The organism is Azospirillum sp. ST 5-10 (assembly GCF_051225715.1).
Lineage (GTDB): Bacteria > Pseudomonadota > Alphaproteobacteria > Azospirillales > Azospirillaceae > Azospirillum.
The window spans coordinates 14528-30675 of the sequence record NZ_JBPJSP010000029.1 but is presented as its reverse complement, the minus strand read 5'-3'; the positions used below and the strand labels follow the sequence as shown (position 1 = coordinate 30675).

Below are 16148 nucleotides of genomic sequence, written 5' to 3'. Positions count from 1 at the left end.
AGCGCGGGCTGTGCCGTACCACGGCCGCCGGTGGCGACGGCAGGCGGGCGGGGCGCGCACGCCGGCGCCGGCGGGCCCGGCGAGCGGATCGGCACGGCCGCCGGCAGAAAGCGTAGCGGCGCAACCGCGCCCCGGGCAAGCCGGACGGCGGCCACGCGTCGGGGACGGGCGCGGCGACGGGCAGCCGGCGAACGCGGTCGCCAGAACCATTGACGTCACGAACAAAATAGCGCATCATTTGCTCGATATGTGAGCAAATGCCCAGACGGTTCATCCGCAAGAGGCCCATCAAGGGAGGAACTGACGTGACCAGGACGCTTCTCGCCGGCGTCGCCGCCGGAACCCTGCTCGCCGCGGCGACCGCGGCCTCGGCGCAAACGCGCCTCACCATCGCCACCGTGAACAACGGCGACATGATCGTCATGCAACGCCTGTCCTCGCACTTCGAGGAGCAGCACCCCGACATCGACCTGGACTGGGTGGTGCTGGAGGAGAACGTGCTGCGCCAGCGCGTGACGACCGACATCGCCACCAAGGGCGCCCAGTTCGACGTGATGACCATCGGCACCTACGAGGTGCCGATCTGGGCCAAGCAGAACTGGCTGAAGCCGCTGAACGACCTGCCGGCGGGCTACGACGTCGAGGACGTGCTGCCGCCGATCCGCGAGGCGCTCTCCTACCAGGACACGCTCTACGCCCTGCCCTTTTACGGCGAGAGCTCCATGACCTTCTACCGCAAGGACCTGTTCGAGCAGGCCGGGCTCACCATGCCCAAGCAGCCGAGCTACGACCAGATCGCCCAGTTCGCGGAGAAGCTGCACGACCCGGCCAACCAGATCTACGGCATCTGCCTGCGCGGCAAGCCCGGCTGGGGCGAGAACATGGCGCTGCTCGGCACCATGGTGAACACCTACGGCGGCCAGTGGTTCGACATGGACTGGAAGCCGACCATCGCCACGCCGGAGTGGAAGCAGGCGGTCGGCACCTACCTCGACCTGCTGAAGACCTACGGGCCGCCGGGCGCCACCAGCAACGGCTTCAACGAGAACCTGGCGCTGTTCGCCAACGGCCAGTGCGCCATGTGGATCGACGCCACGGTGGCCGCCGGCATGCTCTACAACCCGGCGACGTCGCGGGTGGCCGACAAGGTCGCCTTCGCCCAGGCCCCGGTCGGCACCTGGAACAAGGGCAATGCCTGGCTGTGGTCGTGGACGCTCGCCATCCCGGCGTCCTCCCAGAAGGAGGCGGCGGCCCGCCAGTTCATCACCTGGGCCACGTCGCAGGACTACGTCCAGCTCGTCGCCAAGAAGGAGGGCTGGGTGTCGGCGCCGCCGGGCACCCGCGCCTCGACCTACGCCCGCAAGGAGTACCAGGAGGTCGCCCCCTTCGCCGCCTTCGTGCTGGACGCGATCCAGTCGGCGGACCCGGTGAAGACCACCCGCAACCCCAAGCCCTACGTCGGCATCCAGTACGCCACCATCCCGGAGTTCCAGGCCATCGGCACCCAGGTCGGGCAGATCGTCGCCTCGGCGCTGGCCGGCCAGACCTCGGTCGACCAAGCCCTGGAGCGCGCCCAGTCGACGACCGAGCGCACCATGCGGCAGGCCGGCTACCGCTGACCGCGCGCCCCTGATGGAGGCTGCCGACCATGTCCACGTCCGCGACGTTCGACGTCGCCCCGGCCGCCGGCGCATCCGCCGGCCGGCCGGCCCGGCGACCGTTCAAGACCCTGCCGTTCCTCGCCCCCTCGGTCGTCCTCCTGCTGTTGTGGATGATCGTCCCGCTGGCGATGACCGTGTACTTCTCGTTCATCCGCTACAACCTGCTGAACCCGGCGCTCGGCGGTTTCGCCGGCTGGGACAACTACGAGTTCCTGCTGACCGACCCGGCGCTGTGGACGGCGCTCGCCAACACGCTGCTCCTGGTGGGCTGGGTGCTGGCGATCACCGTCGGCCTGGGCACCCTGCTAGCGGTGCTGTTCGACCAGGACTTCTTCGGCCGCGGCGTCGCCCGGCTGCTGGTCATCGCCCCCTTCTTCGTCATGCCGACGGTCAGCGCGCTGATCTGGAAGAACCTGATGATGCACCCGATCAACGGCGTCATCAGCGCGCTCCTGCGCGGGATCGGCCTCACCCCGGTCGACTGGTTCGCCGAATACCCGCTGAGCGCGGTCATCATCATCGTCGCCTGGCAGTGGCTGCCCTTCGCCCTGCTGATCCTGCTGACGGCCATCCAGTCGCTCGACCACGAGCAGCGGGAGGCCGCGCGCATGGACGGCGCCGGTCCGCTGTCGATGTTCTTCTTCATCATCCTGCCGCACCTCAGCCGGGCCATCGGCGTGGTGGTGATGATCGAGACCATCTTCCTCCTGACCGTCTTCGCCGAGATCCTGGTGACGACGTCGGGCGGCCCGGGACTCGCCACCACCAACCTCGCCTTCCTGATCTACATGCGCGCACTCCTGGAGTTCGACGTCGGCGGGGCGTCGGCCGGCGGCGTGATCGCCATCGTGCTGGCCAACGTCGTCGCCTTCTTCCTGGTGCGCGCCATCGCCCGCAATCTGGCCACCTGAGGAGGCGGACATGGAGAACGCACGAACCCGTCTGCTCTGCACCGTGGCCGGCTGGACCGTGGCGCTGGTCATGTTCTTCCCGATCTTCTGGATGCTGCTGACCGGCTTCAAGACCGAGGTCGACGCCATCGCCACCCCGCCCAGCCTGTTCTTCCAGCCGACCCTGGAGAACTACGCCGAGGTGCAGGAGCGCGCCGACTATCTGAAGTTCGCCGGCAACAGCGTCATCGTCTCGGTCGCCGGCACGCTGCTCGCCATCGCCCTCGCGGTCCCCGCCGCCTACGCCATGGCCTTCTTCCCCACCAAGCGGACCAAGCAGACCCTGCTGTGGATGCTCTCCACCAAGATGCTGCCGCCGGTGGGCGTGCTCGTGCCCATCTACCTTCTGGCCCGCGACACCGGGCTGCTCGACAGCCGCACCGGCCTGGTCATCGTCTACACCCTGATCAACCTGCCGATCGCGGTGTGGATGCTCTACACCTTCTTCAAGGAGGTGCCACACGAGATCCTCGAGGCGGGCCGCATGGACGGGGCGCGGCCGCAGCAGGAGCTGACCCACCTGCTGCTGCCGCTGGCGGTGCCGGGCATCGCCTCCACCGCGCTGCTGCTGCTCATCCTGTGCTGGAACGAGGCGTTCTGGAGCCTCAACCTGACGGCCGCCAGCGCCGCCCCGCTGACCGCCTTCATCGCCTCCTTCTCCAGCCCGGAGGGGCTGTTCTGGGCCAAGCTGTCGGCGGCCTCGACCATGGCCATCGCGCCGATCCTGGTGCTGGGCTGGTTCAGCCAGCGCCAGCTCGTGCGCGGCCTGACCTTCGGCGCCGTGAAATGACGAGACATCAAGGGAGGATCGCGCCATGGCGACCGTGACGCTGCGCGACGTGCGCAAGGACTATGGCAGCTTCGAGGCCATCAAGGGCGTCAGCCTCGACGTCCGCGACCGCGAGTTCGTGGTGTTCGTCGGCCCCTCGGGCTGTGGGAAGTCGACCCTGCTGCGGATGATCGCCGGCCTGGAGAGCATCACCGCCGGCGAGCTGGAGATCGACGGGGCCCGGGTCAACGAGGTGGGTCCGGCCGACCGCGGGCTCGCCATGGTGTTCCAGAGCTACGCCCTCTATCCCCACATGACGGTGGCCGACAACATGGCCTTCAGCCTGCGTCTGGCCGGCGTGCCGCGGGCCGAGCGCGAGCGCAAGGTCCGCCACGTCGCCGGCATCCTGCAGCTCGAACCGCTGCTCCACCGCAAGCCCAAGGAGCTGTCGGGCGGCCAGCGCCAGCGCGTCGCCATCGGCCGCGCCATCGTCCGCCAGCCCAAGGTGTTCCTGTTCGACGAGCCGCTGTCGAACCTCGACGCCGCCCTGCGCGTGCAGATGCGCATCGAGCTGGCCAAGCTGCACGAGAGCCTGGACGCGACGATGATCTACGTGACCCACGACCAGGTCGAGGCGATGACCATGGCCGACAAGATCGTCGTCCTGCAGGGCGGGGTGATCGAGCAGGTGGGCAGCCCGCTCGACCTCTACCACCACCCGCGCAACCTGTTCGTCGCCGGCTTCATCGGCTCGCCCACCATGAACCTGCTGCCGGCCACGGTGGCCGGGACGGCGGCGGACAGCGTCACCGTGCGCCTGGCGACCGGCACGCCGGTGGCCGTCCCGGTGCGCCCCGGCGCGCTCAAGGCGGGCGACGCGGTCACGCTCGGCGTGCGGCCGGAGCATCTCGGCCTGGCCGACGCCGCCGCGGCCGAGGGGGGTGCCGCCGGCAAGGTGCTGGTGACCGAACGCCTCGGCGGCCTGACCTTCCTGCACGTGCAGGCCGGCCCGGAGACGACCATGGTGGTCCAGGTGGCCGGTGACCAGCCGGTCCACGTCCACGACCACGTCGTCGTCCGGATCGACGGCCGCAAGTGCCACCTGTTCGGCGGCGACGGCCTGGCGCTGGAGCGGATCGAGCGCCATCCCCTCGCCGACCTCACGCGCTCGCCGCGCACCGTCGCCCACTGACCGCCTGGAGAGGTTCCCATGTATCTCGAGAAGTACGACCTGAAGGGCCGCACCGCGCTGGTGACCGGCGGCGGGCGCAACATCGGCCTCGCCTGCGTCCACGCCCTGGCCGAGGCGGGCGCCCGGCCGATCATCGCCGACCTCACCGAGGAGCTGGTGGAATCGGGACGCGCCGCCCTGTCCCGCGAGGGCTACGCGGCCGAGGGGGTGGTGCTCGACGTCACCGACCCGGACGCGGTGACCGCCGCGGCCGAGCGCACCAACGCCCGCTTCGGCGGCGTCGACATCCTGGTGTGCAACGCCGGCATCGCCCGCAGCGACGTGCCGGCCGAGGAGGTGACCGACGAGCACTGGCGCCACGTCATCGACGTCAACCTCAACGGCGTGTTCTGGTCGTGCCGGGCGTTCGGCCGTGCCATGCTGGAGCGCCGCCGCGGCGCCATCGTCAACGTCGGCTCCATGTCCGGCTTCATCGTCAACAAGCCGCAGCCGCAGGCCTACTACAACGCCTCCAAGGCGGCGGTTCACCACCTCACCCGGTCGCTGGCGGCCGAATGGGCCGAGCGCGGCGTGCGGGTGAACGCGGTGGCGCCCACCTACATCGAGACCAGCCTCACCCGGTTCGGCATGGAGGACCCGCGGATGTACCCGGTGTGGCTGGAGAACACGCCGATGCGCCGGGTCGGCCAGCCCGAGGAGATCGCCTCGACGGTGCTGTTCCTGGCCTCCGACGCGGCCAGCCTGCTGACCGGCAGCATCGTGCTGGCCGACGCCGGCTACACCTGCTGGTAGGACGCCATGGCCGGGCTGATCGTCTTCGACTGCGACGGCGTGCTGGTCGACAGCGAGCCGATCAGCCTGCGCTGCACCGCCACCGCGCTGACGGCCGCCGGCTATCCCATCGGCGTCGACGAGGTGCGCAGCCGCTTCCTCGGCATCAGCACCGCCGCCATGGTCCGTGAGGTCGAGGGCGACACCGGCCATCCCATGCCGTCCGGCTTCGTCGACGACCTGCGCCGCGCCATCCTCGCCGCCTTCGAGCGCGAGCTGCGGCCGATGCCCGGCGTCGCCGGGCTGCTCGGCCGGCTCGACCGTCCGGTGTGCGTCGCCTCCAGCAGCACGCCCGAGCGCATCCGCCTGGCGCTGCGGGTCACCGGGCTGCTGGAGCGGCTGGAGCCGCACCTGTTCAGCGCCACCATGGTGGCCCGCGGCAAGCCGGCCCCGGACCTGTTCCTGCTGGCGGCGCAGCGCATGGGTGCGGTGCCGCCCGGCGCCTGCATCGTCGTCGAGGACAGTCCGGCCGGCGTGCGGGCGGGCCGCGCCGCCGGCATGACGGTGTTCGGCTTCGTCGGCGGCAGCCATCTCTGCGCCGTCGAGGACGGGCAGCGCCTGCGCGACGCCGGCGCCCACCGGGTCTTCGCCCGCATGGCCGAGGTCGAGGAGGCGATCCGTGCCACGGCGGTCTGAGAACGGTGGCGGACGGTCGGGAGGGCTGGCCGGTGCGACCATCCCGCCACCGTCCGCGCCTGCCGCCTCACGCCGACCACAGCCGCGCCGCGGCGCGCACGCCGCTGGCGTCGCCGTGCTTGGCCGGGCGCACCGGCGTGCGGCACTCGCCGCCGAACACCCAGCGGGCCATGCGGTCGGGAACGGTGCGGTACAGGCGGTCGATGTTGGACAGGCCGCCGCCCAGGACGATGACGTCGGGGTCGGCGAGGTTCACCACCTGGGCCAGGGCGCGGGCCAGCCGCTCCTCGTAGCGGGAGAGCACCGCGTCGGCCACGGCGTCGCCCCGCGCCGCCGCCGCGGCGACGGCGGCCGCCGGCAGGCCGTGCCCGGCGGCGGCGGCGTACTCCGCCTCGAAGGCGGGGCCGCAGAGATAGGTCTCGATGCAGTCGACCCCGCCGCAGAAGCAGCGCCGCCCCTCCGGCCGGTCGGACGGCAGGACGTTGTGCCCCCACTCGCCGGCCGCCCGGTTCGGCCCCTCGTGCATCCGTCCGGCGATGGCGAAGCCGCCGCCGCAGCCGGTGCCGAGCACCGCGGCGAACACCACCGCGGCGCCGGCCGCCGCCCCGTCGGCGGCCTCCGACAGGGCGAGGCAGTTGGCGTCGTTGGCGCAGCGCACCGGCCGGCCGAGGCAGGATTCGAGGTCGCGGACCATGGGGTGGCCGACCAGCCAGGTGGAGTTGCAGCCCTTGACCAGACCGGTGGTCGGCGAGATCGAGCCCGGCATCCCGACGCCGACGGTGCCGCGGCAGCCCAGCTCCGCCTCGATCCCCGCGACCAGCGCGGCGATGGCGGCGAGGGTGGCGGCGTAGTCGCCGCGCGGCGTGGCGACGCGTCGCCGCAGCAGCGCCCGGTCCTGCCGGTCCAGGGCGACCGCTTCGATCTTCGTTCCGCCGAGGTCCACACCGATCCGCATCGCGCTTCGTCCGGTCCGCTCGGCACGATCTTAGGCAACCGGTGGTGTATCCGCCAGAGTCCACCCGCGAACGGCGTCCGGAGACCGCGATCATGATCCTGTCGTGCGGCGAGGCCCTCATCGACTTCCTGCCGGCGCGGTTCGCCGCCGCCGCCGGCTACGTGCCCCACCCCGGCGGCTCGCCCTTCAACGTCGCCGTCGGCCTGGCCCGCCTGGCGGCGCCGGCCGGCTTCCTCGGCGGCGTGTCGACCGACTTCTTCGGCGACCGGCTGGTCGCCACCCTGGCCGGCAACGGCGTCGACACGCGCTTCGTCGTCCGCCTGCCGGACCCGACGACGCTGGCCTTCGTCACCCTTCCCGACGACGGGGAGCCGCGCTACGCCTTCTACGGCGCGGGCGCGGCGGACCGGCAACTGACCGCCTCGGCGCTGCCGGCGGATCTCGGTCCCGTAGCGGCGCTCCACGCAGGCTCCTTCAGCCTCGCCGTGGACCCCGTCGGCAGCGCCATCGCCGCCCTGCTCGCGCGCGAGCGGGGCCACCGCTTCCTTTCCCTGGACCCCAACGTCCGTCCAGCGCTGGTGGGGGGGCGGGAGGCCTACATCCGCCGCCTGGAAGGGCTGATCGCGCTGGTCGACCTGGTCAAGGTGAGCGGGGCCGATCTGGACTGGCTGCACCCGGGAACACCGGCCGGCGACGTCGCGGCCCGCTGGCTGACCCTGGGGCCGGAGCTGGTCGTGGTGACCGGCGGGGCCGACGGTGCCCGTGCCTGGCGGCGCCATGGCGGGATCGCCACGCCCGCCGAGCGGGTGACGGTGGTCGACACGGTCGGCGCGGGCGACGCCTTCATGGCGGGCCTGCTGGCCGGCCTGCACGAGCGTGGCCGCCTGGCTCGCCCCGCCCTGGCCGCCATGGCGGACGGGGAGTTGGCGGACACACTGCGCATGGCCAACCGCGTCGCCGCGCTGACCTGCGCCCGCCCCGGCGCCGACCCGCCCCGCCGCAGCGAGGTCGGCTGAGGGGTGGCGGGCGGTTGTTTCGGGACGGCCTATTCTCAGCATTGCCTGATATCGTCGCGATCGTCCGATATGAGCCATGAACGCCGTGTCGTCCGCTTTGATGCGACCGCCGCGAAGGAGCCCCCTCCCCCGCCGCGCGCTCGCCGGCGTGGGAGGGGCGGGAGCCGGGCCCGGTTCAGGCGTTCAGCGCCGCCTTCACCCTGTCCGGGGTGAACGGATAGTGGCGCAGCCGCACGCCCCCGGTGAGCCGCGCGACGGCGTTGGCGATCGCCGGGCCGGTCGGGGGGAGACCCGCCTGACCGATGCCGCCGAACGGAGCACCGGGCGTCGGCACCACGGCCACCTCGATGTCCGGCGCCTCGGACATGCGGATCACCCGGTAGGTATCGAAATTCGACTCCTGCACCTCGCCGTCGACGATGTTGATCTGCTCGAACAGCGCATGGCCGGTGCCGTTGGTGATGCCGGTCATCATCATCGCCTCGATGTGGAGGGGCTGAATCGCCACGCCCGGATCGATGGCGCACCACACCTTGTGCACCCGGATGACGCCGCTGTCGCGGTCGAGCGAAACCTCGGCCACCTGCGCGCAATGGGAACCGAAGGCGTCGGAGTAGGCCAGGCCGAGGCCGCGACCATCGCGCGCGCGATCCCACTGCGCCATCCGGGCGACGGTCTCGATCACCGCGCGGGCCCGGGGCCGGTCCTTGAGCAGCTCCAGCCGCAACGCCACGGGATCGACGCCTCTGGCGGCGGCGATCTCGTCGACGACGCACTCGATGGCGAACCGGGTGTATCCGACCCCCACCGCGAACCAGAACCCGATGGCGAGACCGTTGTCCTGTCGCAGATACTCGACCTGGTGGGCGGGCACGGCGTAGTTGAACAGGGCGCCCTCGGTCACGACGTCGTCGTGGCCGCCGGCCTGCTCGAACAGCGACGGCATGGTGCGGGCGAAGATCGAGTCGGCGACGATGCGATGCCGCCAGCCGACGATGGTCCCCGCCGCATCGAGGCCGACCGTGACATGCTGTGCCTCGAGGGGCCGGAACTTGTCGTGCCGGATATCGTCCTCACGGCTCCAGATGACCTTGACCGGCCGCCCTTCCACGGCCTTGGCCAGCGACACCGCGTCCTCGATGAAATCCGCCTCCGCCTTGCGCCCGAAGCCGCCGCCGAGCAGGGTCGTGTTCACCTTGACCTTGTCGGGCGTGGTGCCCGCCACGGCCGCCGCGAACCCCTGCGTGCCCGTCGGCCCCTGGGTCGGCGCCCACAGCTCCACCGTGTCGCCGGTGACGAGCGCGGTGGCGTTCATCGGCTCCATGGTCGCATGGGCGACATGGTCGCTCATGTAGTCGACCTCGATCACCGTCGCCGCGCCGGCGATGGCGGCGTCCGCATCGCCACGGCTGTGCGCCTGCACCCCTGGTCGCCCGGTGTCGCGGCCGATGGCGCGATACGCGTCGAGCAGCCGCGCGCTGCCGTAGCGGCGGACCCGTGAGGTCGCGCTCCAGGAGACGGAGAGCAGGTCCTTGGCGCGTCTGGTCGCCTCCACCGTGTTGCCGATGATGCCGACGCCGTAGGCCAGCGGGACGATGCGGACGATGCCCGGCAGCGCCCTGGCTTCGGCGTCATCGATGGCCTCCGGCCGCTCGCCCTGGACCGGCGCCCGCAGAACCGCGCCGTACAGCATGTCCGGACGCTGGACGTCGATGCCGAAGGCGGCGCTTCCATTGACCTTCGCGGGCACGTCTACTCGCCGGATCGTCCGGCTGCCGATGTAACGCCACCGGTCGCTCGGCTTCAGGTCGGCCTCCGTCGCCTGCGGCAGCGGATCGGGAAGCGCCGCCCTGGCGGCGATCTCGCCGTAATCGAGGGATCGGCCGGAGGATGGATGCACCACGCGGTTGGGCTCGGTCGCCAGCTCCGTCACCGGCACCTTCAAGATGGTGGCGGCGCCCGACAGCAGGATCAGGCGGGTCTGGGCGCCGGTCAGGCGAAGCAGCGCGTTGTAGCCGCGGGTCGACTCGCTGCCGCCGGTGAGCTGTATCCCGTAGAATCCGGGATTGCCGTAGGTCTCGGCATCGGACGGCGCCTGGACGACCCGGACGCGGTTCCAGTCGGCGTCCATCTCCTCGGCGACGAGCAGCGGCAGCGTGGTCATGATTCCCTGCCCCATCTCGACGGCGGGCGAGATGATGGTCACGCTGCCGTCCGCGGCGACCGTGACCCAGGCGTTGGGACGGAAGTGGCCGCCGACGACCGGGGCGACGACCGGGGCGGCGACCGGGGGCATGCCCGCGCCGTCGGCGAGGACGGGCACCCCCCCGAACGCGACCGCAACGCCGAGGCCGCCGGCCGAGACGAGGACGCTGCGCCGCGAAAGGGCCCGGCAATGGACCCTCACAGTCCGGATCATGGCTCAGCCCTCCCGTGCGGCGCGCTGAATGGCGCTGATGATGCGGACATAGGTGCCGCAGCGGCAGATGTTTCCCTCCATATGCGCGACGATCTCGTCGCGGGTCGGCGCGGGGGTGCTTTCCAGAAGCGCCGCCGCCTGCATGATCTGGCCCGACTGACAATAGCCGCATTGCGGCACCTGCTCGGCGATCCAGGCCTTCTGCAGGGGATGGCTGGCGTCCGGCGACAGACCTTCGATCGTCGTCACCTCCCGGCCCGCAACGTCCTCCAGGTTGGTCTGGCAGGAGCGTGTCGGCACCCCGTCGACATGGACGGTGCAGGCGCCGCATTGCGCAACACCGCAGCCGAATTTGGTGCCGGTGAGTTTCAGATGCTCGCGGATCACCCAAAGCAGGGGCGTGTCGGGTGCAGCGGCCACGTCGACCGCGCGCCCGTTGATCATGAAGGCTGTCATGATGGCGTCTCTTCCATCTGGGGATTGACGTTCGAGGACGTCGACGGTCGCCGCGCGTCGCGCGGCGTCGGCAGCGCGGACGGCCGCCCGCGAGCGGCGCGTCACGCCGCGCGGCGCCCCATGGGCGGCGTCGAGCGATTGGCGGTTCCAGGTGATGCCGGGAGGCTTGGAACCTGTCCGGCCCCGGCCGGGCGGGATGCCGTGACAGGACGCGCACCGCTACGGAAAGGACACGGAGGGACCTTCGACAGGTCAACGATCCCACAGCGCAAGATCACATGCGCTGGGATGCGGTTGTCATTGGGAGAACCTGTCGCTTGGATCGTGGCGCCATTCATCGCATCGCCTCCATCATCACGGCGATACGATAGGTCGGCCTATGGAAGCGATCTATGCTTGGAAATCCGTGATATCTTCGCAAGCGTCCGGATTTGATGCTGGCGCGCTGGCACCGAAAAGCGTCCGGTCGGCAAAGCGCGCCGGGCGGCAGGCGGGGTTTCCCCCGCCGCACCCTACAGCGTGAACGCCCATTCGGCCGGGACGAAACGGTAGCCGGCGCCGTCCCGGACCACGTGACCGAAGCCCGGAAACGGAAGATGCATCCCCGCCACCATCATGCGGTCCGCCGCCGCGCGGTCCAACGCCCGCTTGCGGGTCTGGGCGGCCTGCTGCGCGTCGACGTCGAAGGCGAGGCCCCACTCCGGCCGGGCGAACTGGTAGGCGGCGACGTGGACGGTGTCGGCCCAGATGAACAGGCCCTCGCCTTCGGACTCGAGCAGGAAGCCGGCGTGCCCCGGGGTGTGCCCGGGCAGCGGCACGGTGCGCACGGGGCCGACGGCGTCGCCCTCCCCACCGATCCGCCGCAGCCTGCCGCCATAGGCCGCCGCCGCGGCACGGGCCCCCGCGAAGAGCGGCTTCACCGCGTCGGCGGCGCGGTTCAGATGGGCATCGTCGTGCCAGAACGCATGGTCGCGTTCGGTTACCACCAGCTCGGCGTTGGCGAACGCCGGTCCTCCCTCCGCCGTCACGGCCCCGTTGATGTGGTCGGGGTGCATGTGGGTGATCAGCACCGTGTCGATCTGCTCCGCGGTCACGCCGGCGGCGGCCAGCATGGCCGGCAGCCGCCCGAGCGTCGGGCCGAACGCGGTGGCAGCGCCGGTGTCGACCAGCACCAGCCGGTCGCCGAGGTTGAGGAGGTAGGCGTTGACCGGGATGCGGCGGGCACCGGGCGGCAGGAAGGCGGCGCGCGCCAGGGCCTCCGCCTCGGCCGCGTCGGCACCGACCAGGGCCTCGGGCGCGACGTCGAGATGGCCGTCGAGCAGCGCGGTCACCTCGACCGAGCCGATCTTGCGGCGCAGAACACCGGGGACCTGGACGCCCGCCAAAGGCGCCCGGGCCTGTGCCGGGAGCGCCGCGCCACCCACGGCGACGGTGGCGGCGGCAACAGCGGCGGCAGAGAGAAATCCGCGACGGGACGGCGACATCGATGGAACTCCGTGTGAACGCATCCGGACCGGAAGCGGTGCCATCTTCCACCGCTGCGGGATCTCTTGAAGCGGGCGCGTGGCAATGGCACCTATCAGGCCGGCTTATCAATCCGGACCGACGCGCCGATGGACCGGCTGACGACCCTGGCCAGCTTCGTTCGCGTCTGCGAGACCGGTAGCTTCTCGGCGGCCGCGCGGGAGCTCGGCCGCAGCCAGCCGTCGGTCAGCCAGCAGATCCGTGCGCTGGAGGTGCGGCTCGGCGTCCGGCTGTTCGACCGGACCACCCGGCGGGTGTCCCTCACCGAGGCGGGCGTGCACTATCTGGAGCATGCCCGTGCCGTCCTCGAACGGCTCGACGAGGCCGACCGCACGGTCGGCCATCTCGGCCGGACGATGAGCGGCCGTCTCGCCGTCGGCGCGCCGATCAATTTCGGCGCCAGCGTCCTGGCCACCTACCTCATCGAATTCAAGCGGGCCAATCCGGACCTTCTGCTCGACGTGGCGCTGACGGACAGCTTCGTCGACGTCATGGCGGAACGTCTCGACGTCGTCATCCGCCTGGGGGCCGTCGCCGACGACCGCCTGGTCGTGCGCAAGCTCGGCGCCATCGAACGCTGCCTGGCCGCGGCGCCCGCCTATCTCGACCGTCGCGGCCGGCCGCGGCACCCGGGCGATCTGGTCGATCACGACTACCTGCTCCACGCCCAGCTCATCGCGGGGGAACGCGTTCCGCTCCTCGGTCGGAACGGCGAGGCGGTCGAGGTTCCCTCACGCCCCACCTTCCGCTCCGGCAACGCGCTGCTCATCCAGGAGGCCATGCTGGCCGGGTTGGGGATCGGCCTCGTGCATGGGCTGATCCTGGAGCCCCTCGTGGCCGAGGGTCGGCTCGAACGCGTGCTGCCGGAGTGGCGTTACGAGCCGCACCCGGTGCACGCCGTCTACCCGTCGAACCGCTACATCCCCCTGAAGGTGCGGCGTTTCGTCGACGGGCTGGACCGGCACCTGCGGGCGCTGGGAGCCTTCGTCGAGAGCGGGCGGGCGCAAGCGCAGGGCCGCACAAACGAAACGGGGGAGCGTACGCTCCCCCGGCGATCGTCGTGAACGGCCACCGCGGAGCCGCGGCGGCGAGCGGCGAGCGGAGCGGTCAGCTCCAGGCCGCCATCTTCTTCTGCAGGTTCTCGTCCAACTTGTCGAGGAACTGGCGGGTCGTCAGCCACGGCTGCTCCGGACCGATGAGGATGGCCAGATCCTTGGTCATGTAGCCGGACTCCACCGTCTCCACGCACACCTTCTCGAGCGTCTGGGCGAAGCGGACGACGTCCGGGGTGTCGTCGAACTTGCCGCGGAAGGCCAGACCCTGGGTCCAGGCGTAGATCGAGGCGATCGGGTTGGTCGAGGTCTCCTTGCCCTTCTGGTGCTCGCGGTAGTGCCGCGTCACCGTGCCGTGGGCGGCCTCGGCCTCGATGGTCTTGCCGTCCGGCGTCATCAGCACCGAGGTCATCAGGCCGAGCGAGCCGAAGCCCTGCGCCACCACGTCGGACTCCACGTCGCCGTCGTAGTTCTTGCAGGCCCAGACGAAGCCGCCTTCCCACTTCAGCGCCGAGGCGACCATGTCGTCGATCAGGCGGTGCTCGTAGGTCAGGCCCTTGGCCTTGAACTTGTCGGCGTAATGGGCGTCGAAGACGGCCTGGAAGATGTCCTTGAAGCGCCCGTCATAGGCCTTGAGGATCGTGTTCTTGGTCGAGAGGTAGACGGGGAAGCCGCGCTCCAGGGCGTAGACGAAGCTGGAGTGGGCGAAGCCCTCGATCGACTCGTCCAGGTTGTACATTCCCATGGCGACGCCACCACCGGGGAAGTCGAACACCTCGTGCTCGATCGGCGTGCCGCCGCCCTCGGGCACCCACTTGATGGTCAGCTTGCCGGCGCCCGGCACCACGAAGTCGGTCGCCTTATACTGGTCGCCGAAGGCATGGCGCCCGATGACGATCGGCTTCTGCCAGCCGGGAACGTAGTGCGGGATGTTCTTGCAGACGATGGGCTCGCGGAAGACGGTGCCGCCGATGATGTTGCGGATCGTCCCGTTCGGCGACTTCCACATCTTCTTGAGGTTGAATTCCTTGACGCGCGCCTCGTCCGGAGTGATGGTCGCGCACTTCACGCCGACGCCGTATTGCTTGATCGCGTTGGCCGAATCGACGGTGATCTGGTCGTTCGTCCGATCGCGCTCCTCGATGCCCAGGTCGTAGTATTTGAGGTCGATGTCGAGGTAGGGAAGGATCAGCTTGTCCTTGATGAACTGCCAGATGATGCGCGTCATCTCGTCGCCGTCGAGCTCGACGACCGGCGTGGCTACCTTAATCTTCGTCATGGGTGCGGTTTCTCCCCCTTGGGGTGTGGGCGTCTATTGTCCATGGGCGCCGGGCGCGCCATCCAGCGGGCGTCCCCCGGGGTGTTCCGGTGTCGCGCTCGGAATCCCGGGGTCCCGGACGGAGGCAACGGCGGCTTTATAGACCGCCGCGCCGCAGAAAGGAAGGCGCGGCGGAACGGCCTAGAGCCGGCTCGACGCGGTGCCGTGCGACGGTGCTGGCTGCTGCGCCAGGGCGTCGAAAACGTCCTCGACCGCATCGACCACGCGGAACAGGTCCCGGTGCTCCGGCCGGCAGAACCCTTCCGCCGTCATGTGGTCGACCAGGCTCTGCAGCCGGTCCCAGTAGCCGTCGACGTTGACGACGACGATCGGCTTGTCGTGCAGGCGCAGTTGCTTCCAGGTCAGGATCTCGAAGGTCTCGTCGAGGGTGCCGAGGCCGCCGGGCAGCACGACGAAGGCGTCGGACCGCTCCACCATCAGCCGCTTGCGGGTGTGCATGCTGTCGACGACGAGCAGTTCGGTGAGCCCGGTGTGCTCGACCTCCAGCGTCTGGATGTGCTCGGGGATGATGCCGACCGCACGGCCGCCGGCGGCGAGCGCCGCGTCGGCGACGATGCCCATCAGGCCGACCCGGCCGCCGCCGTAGACGAGCTGGATGCCGCGCCGTGCCAGCCCGTCGCCCAGCGCGTGGGCGGCCGCCTTGTAGCCGTCGGCGACGCGGCTGGACGAGCCGCAGTAGACGCATACGGAATTCGGGGTCTTCATCGCACAGCCTTCCGTCGAGCGGCCTCACGATCCTGTGATTGGCCGGAAGCCGCTGCCCGTTACACCATCGCTGCGGGAATGACAAGACCGGCCCCGCCCGCGGGCGGGGGACCGGGATCGCAGTCGGCCCGCTGCAACCACGTTCGTCCTGGGAGGGACCACACCACATGCGTACGCCTCTGCTGAACGTCCTGGCTGCCGTTGCGGTTTCCGCCACCCTCGCCGGCGGCGTCGGGCTGGCGCTGGCCGCCGACCCGATGGCGCAGGTCGAAGCGCGCGAGAAGCTGATGAAGAAGATGGGCGGCGGCATGAAGGCCGTCGGCGGCTTCGTCAAGAACGAGGGTCCGACGGCGGCCGACGTGCAGTCCGCCGCGACCGCCATCCAGGAGGTGGCCGCCACCGACCCCAGGACGGTGTTCCCCGAGGGGACCGCGATCGGCGTCGGCGACAGCGAGGTCAAGCCCGAGCTGTGGCAGAACTGGTCCAAGGCGGAATCCTACTGGCACGACCTGAGCCCGGCCGCGGAGCAGTTGAAGACGGCCGCGGCCTCGGGCGACCGGGCGCAGATCGCCAAGGCGATGCAGGGCGTGGGCAAGGTCTGCCAGTCCTGCCACGAGGACTTCCGCCAGAAGAAGGACTGAAC

At 70.7% G+C, this 16148-nt stretch carries 15 protein-coding genes; 9 read left to right on the top strand and 6 right to left on the bottom strand.

What is annotated here, in order from left to right; genetic code table 11:
* Window positions 1-305: 305 nt before the first annotated feature.
* Genes ACSBPG_RS24995 through ACSBPG_RS24970 form a run of 6 tightly spaced genes read left to right on the top strand, consistent with a single transcriptional unit; the run spans window position 306 to window position 6039 of the window.
* On the top strand, window positions 306-1619 hold the full coding sequence (locus ACSBPG_RS24995; protein ID WP_435539950.1) for an ABC transporter substrate-binding protein: 1314 nt from the start codon (window positions 306-308) through the stop codon (window positions 1617-1619).
* A gap of 29 nt (window positions 1620-1648) precedes the next feature.
* Entirely contained in the window at window positions 1649-2572 is a 924-nt protein-coding gene (locus tag ACSBPG_RS24990) for a carbohydrate ABC transporter permease (protein WP_435539949.1), read from the top strand.
* A gap of 10 nt (window positions 2573-2582) precedes the next feature.
* The gene (locus ACSBPG_RS24985) at window positions 2583-3401 is read left to right on the top strand and encodes a carbohydrate ABC transporter permease (RefSeq protein ID WP_435539948.1); all 819 of its coding nucleotides are present in this window, start codon (window positions 2583-2585) and stop codon (window positions 3399-3401) included.
* A 25-nt stretch (window positions 3402-3426) separates the two neighbouring features.
* The gene (locus tag ACSBPG_RS24980; protein WP_435539947.1) at window positions 3427-4572 is read left to right on the top strand and encodes an ABC transporter ATP-binding protein; all 1146 of its coding nucleotides are present in this window, start codon (window positions 3427-3429) and stop codon (window positions 4570-4572) included.
* Between the two features lie 18 nt (window positions 4573-4590).
* Complete coding sequence (locus tag ACSBPG_RS24975; RefSeq protein ID WP_435539946.1) at window positions 4591-5364, top strand: SDR family NAD(P)-dependent oxidoreductase; 774 nt, start codon at window positions 4591-4593, stop codon at window positions 5362-5364.
* Between the two features lie 6 nt (window positions 5365-5370).
* On the top strand, window positions 5371-6039 hold the full coding sequence (locus ACSBPG_RS24970) for an HAD family hydrolase (protein ID WP_435539945.1): 669 nt from the start codon (window positions 5371-5373) through the stop codon (window positions 6037-6039).
* Between the two features lie 67 nt (window positions 6040-6106).
* Here ACSBPG_RS24970 and ACSBPG_RS24965 read toward each other — a convergent pair whose 3' ends face one another.
* A complete protein-coding gene (locus tag ACSBPG_RS24965; RefSeq protein ID WP_435539944.1) occupies window positions 6107-6994 on the bottom strand; it encodes an ROK family protein in 888 nt (295 codons plus the stop codon).
* A 92-nt stretch (window positions 6995-7086) separates the two neighbouring features.
* Here ACSBPG_RS24965 and ACSBPG_RS24960 point away from each other — a divergent pair, with 92 nt between their 5' ends.
* Window positions 7087-8010: a carbohydrate kinase family protein gene (locus ACSBPG_RS24960; protein WP_435539943.1), complete on the top strand. Its 924-nt coding sequence runs from the start codon at window positions 7087-7089 to the stop codon at window positions 8008-8010.
* A 175-nt stretch (window positions 8011-8185) separates the two neighbouring features.
* On the opposite strand, the gene ACSBPG_RS24955 is transcribed toward ACSBPG_RS24960, so the two are convergent.
* The 3 genes from ACSBPG_RS24955 to ACSBPG_RS24945 form a co-directional block, all read right to left on the bottom strand.
* A complete protein-coding gene (locus ACSBPG_RS24955; RefSeq protein ID WP_435539942.1) occupies window positions 8186-10429 on the bottom strand; it encodes a molybdopterin cofactor-binding domain-containing protein in 2244 nt (747 codons plus the stop codon).
* Window positions 10430-10432: 3 nt separating this feature from the next.
* The gene (locus tag ACSBPG_RS24950) at window positions 10433-10885 is read right to left on the bottom strand and encodes a (2Fe-2S)-binding protein (RefSeq protein ID WP_435539941.1); all 453 of its coding nucleotides are present in this window, start codon (window positions 10883-10885) and stop codon (window positions 10433-10435) included.
* Window positions 10886-11397: 512 nt separating this feature from the next.
* The gene (locus ACSBPG_RS24945) at window positions 11398-12369 is read right to left on the bottom strand and encodes an MBL fold metallo-hydrolase (protein ID WP_435539940.1); all 972 of its coding nucleotides are present in this window, start codon (window positions 12367-12369) and stop codon (window positions 11398-11400) included.
* 129 nt (window positions 12370-12498) lie between these two features.
* On the opposite strand from ACSBPG_RS24945, the gene ACSBPG_RS24940 reads away from it, so the two are divergent.
* On the top strand, window positions 12499-13473 hold the full coding sequence (locus ACSBPG_RS24940) for a LysR substrate-binding domain-containing protein (RefSeq protein ID WP_435539939.1): 975 nt from the start codon (window positions 12499-12501) through the stop codon (window positions 13471-13473).
* A gap of 43 nt (window positions 13474-13516) precedes the next feature.
* Here the strand turns inward: ACSBPG_RS24940 and ACSBPG_RS24935 are convergent, their stop codons facing one another.
* Window positions 13517-14740: an NADP-dependent isocitrate dehydrogenase gene (locus ACSBPG_RS24935; RefSeq protein WP_435539938.1), complete on the bottom strand. Its 1224-nt coding sequence runs from the start codon at window positions 14738-14740 to the stop codon at window positions 13517-13519.
* Between the two features lie 180 nt (window positions 14741-14920).
* Entirely contained in the window at window positions 14921-15505 is a 585-nt protein-coding gene (locus tag ACSBPG_RS24930) for a TIGR00730 family Rossman fold protein (protein ID WP_435539937.1), read from the bottom strand.
* 167 nt (window positions 15506-15672) lie between these two features.
* Between ACSBPG_RS24930 and ACSBPG_RS24925 the strand changes: the two genes are divergently transcribed.
* Window positions 15673-16146 (top strand): c-type cytochrome, encoded by a 474-nt coding sequence (locus tag ACSBPG_RS24925; protein WP_435539936.1) that lies wholly within the window; start codon window positions 15673-15675, stop codon window positions 16144-16146.
* The last annotated feature ends 2 nt before the right edge of the window (window positions 16147-16148 follow it).